This window comes from Stutzerimonas stutzeri, from assembly GCF_000935215.1.
In the GTDB taxonomy this organism is placed as follows: domain Bacteria; phylum Pseudomonadota; class Gammaproteobacteria; order Pseudomonadales; family Pseudomonadaceae; genus Stutzerimonas.
The window spans coordinates 1-2,125 of sequence record NZ_JXXD01000346.1 but is presented as its reverse complement, the minus strand read 5'-3'; the positions used below and the strand labels follow the sequence as shown (position 1 = coordinate 2,125).

Below are 2,125 nucleotides of genomic sequence, written 5' to 3'. Positions count from 1 at the left end.
TCCGCACCACGTCACCCTTGTCCCCGCCCAGCCGCAACTCGGCAGCGCCGAACAGGCGATCCACGATGAAATACGGCGAGCGGAAGCGGTAGTTCACCAACTGCCCGTCGCCCTGGGCACCAATGACGAACAACGGCGGCAGCTCGCCTTGTGCGATGCCCGCCGGGAACTGGATATAGACCTTCGCGCCATCGTCGAAGGCGCGCAGTGGCTTCCAGGGCGGATTGCTGCCGCTGATCGTGTAGCGGAAGCGCAGGTTCTCCAGCGACAGCCCGGTATCGACCGGCGCGGCGGCGCTGGCCGCCTGCGCCTGGCGCTGCAAAGCCAGCATCCGGTCGCGCGGGTACTCCCACGACACGGATGCCATCCATGTTTTCTCGGTCGAAGCCAGCTCCAGCAGGTACGTCCTGCGGCTGGTGGTGATGACGAGATTGGTCTTGAGGCCCGAGCGGATCGGCTTGACCAGCACGTTCACGCGCAGGTCGGCACCGCTGCCGCTGGACGTGTCGCCCACGATCCAGCGCACGGTATCGCCGGCGGCCACCGTTACCAGCTCCTCACCCGGCTGGAGCGAAACCACGGTCACGCGGCCCACGGCCGCATAGACCTGGTACAGCGCGCCATCGGTGAAGGGCCACACCTGAATCGCGTTGACGTAGCCCTCGCGCGTGGGCGCGACGCGCGCCTCGGCATTGGCCCGCGAGACGCGCACCTTCTCATCGGCCGGTTCCGGCACCGGCTTGGCATCCTCGGCTTCGGGCAACGGCTGCAACTGCGCCGGCATCGGCAGCACCTCGGGCACAGCCACCACCTCTACCGGCGCGGGCGGCTCGGGCAGCGGCTGGGCCTGTACTGGCTCATCGAGCGAGATGACCGGCGGCGGCCTGCCCTGCGTGGCGCAGCCCGCAAGGGCAGCGAGCATCAACGGCAAAGCGAAAAAGCGGAAAGACAGGTTCATGGTTTTACTCCTTCGGAAGAATCCAGTTCGCGGCTCCACGACAGGCCATTGACGTAAATGCCGAGAGGGTTCTTGCGCAGGCGTTCCTCGGTGCGTGGCGTCTGCTGCACGATGGAAATCACGGCGTTCCAGCGTTCAGTGCCTGCGGCGGCGCCGTTGACGTAGCGCCGCTCCGTCCAGCGCACGTTGAAAGACGTGTCGCTGGCACGGGTCACGCTGGCAATCTGCACCGTCACCGACTCCTTGCCGATGCGCGCGAACGGGTCGTTGACCCGTGCGTAGTCGTTGAGCACGGCCGCGCCCTTGTCGGTCGTGTAGTCGTAGGCGTCCAGCCAGTTCTGGCGGACGACAATGGGGTCGATGGACAGCGAGCGCACCAGCGTCACGAAGCGCGCGATGTGGTGCGCGGTCTGCGCATCGTTGGGCCGGTACGGCGTGGCGGCTTCGCCCACGGCGCGCACCTGGCCCGCGTTGTCCACCTCCACCACGTAAGGCGTCACGATGGACTGCGCCGAGCGCCACACCAGGCCGCCGGCCATCAGAAGTGCGAGCGTGAGGCACCCGAAGGCCATCAGCCGCCAGTTCTTCGCCTGCACACGCGGCGAGCCGATACGGTCGTCCCACACCTGGCCGGCAGCTTGGTACGGCGTGGCAGGCTGCGGCGTGTCGGCATAGCGCACCTGCGGTTTCTTGAATCGCATGGTCAGTTCTCCTTATGAATCGGAATCGCGCAGGCTTGGCCCTTGGCCGGAGCCGCCGCCATCGCCACCGCGCAGCGCGTGGGCGGTGGTGGTCGCGGCATGGGTGAGTTGCTGGCGGCGATGCAGGCGCTTGGCCCAAGCGGGCTGTTCCTGTGTCTGCGCCGTAGCGGCGCCGGATGCGGCCTCGCCTGCGGCACCCTGACCGGATGCCGCGCCCGCGCCGCTATCGGCAGCAGCGCCATTCCAGCCAGCGCGGAAGGGAGCGGCCATGCGTTGCCCGGCAGCGGAAGCGCGGGATGCAGCGCCTCGCCCGGCTGCCTGCGCGCCGGTCTTGGCGACGTTGCCCAGGCCCGCCATTGCGCCTTTCGCACCACCACCTGCGGCGGCGGAGCCGGCCTGGAACGCCGATTTCGCACTACCAGCCGCCGACGTGGCGGCACGCGCACCAGCGCCGGCCAGCTTGGCG

2 protein-coding genes and 1 pseudogene are annotated in these 2,125 nt (G+C 68.6%); all 3 read right to left on the bottom strand.

The window, feature by feature from the left end:
- Positions 1-958, bottom strand: a 958-nt coding sequence (trbG, locus tag LO50_RS23250) for a P-type conjugative transfer protein TrbG (RefSeq protein WP_044316512.1), incomplete at its 3' end; no start/stop codon positions are given.
- Complete coding sequence (gene trbF, locus LO50_RS23245) at positions 955-1,659, bottom strand: conjugal transfer protein TrbF (RefSeq protein ID WP_023114200.1); 705 nt, start codon at positions 1,657-1,659, stop codon at positions 955-957. The genes trbG and trbF, both read right to left, overlap by 4 nt.
- A 12-nt stretch (positions 1,660-1,671) precedes the next feature.
- A pseudogene (locus LO50_RS23240) lies at positions 1,672-2,125 on the bottom strand (P-type conjugative transfer protein TrbL); the annotation flags it as partial.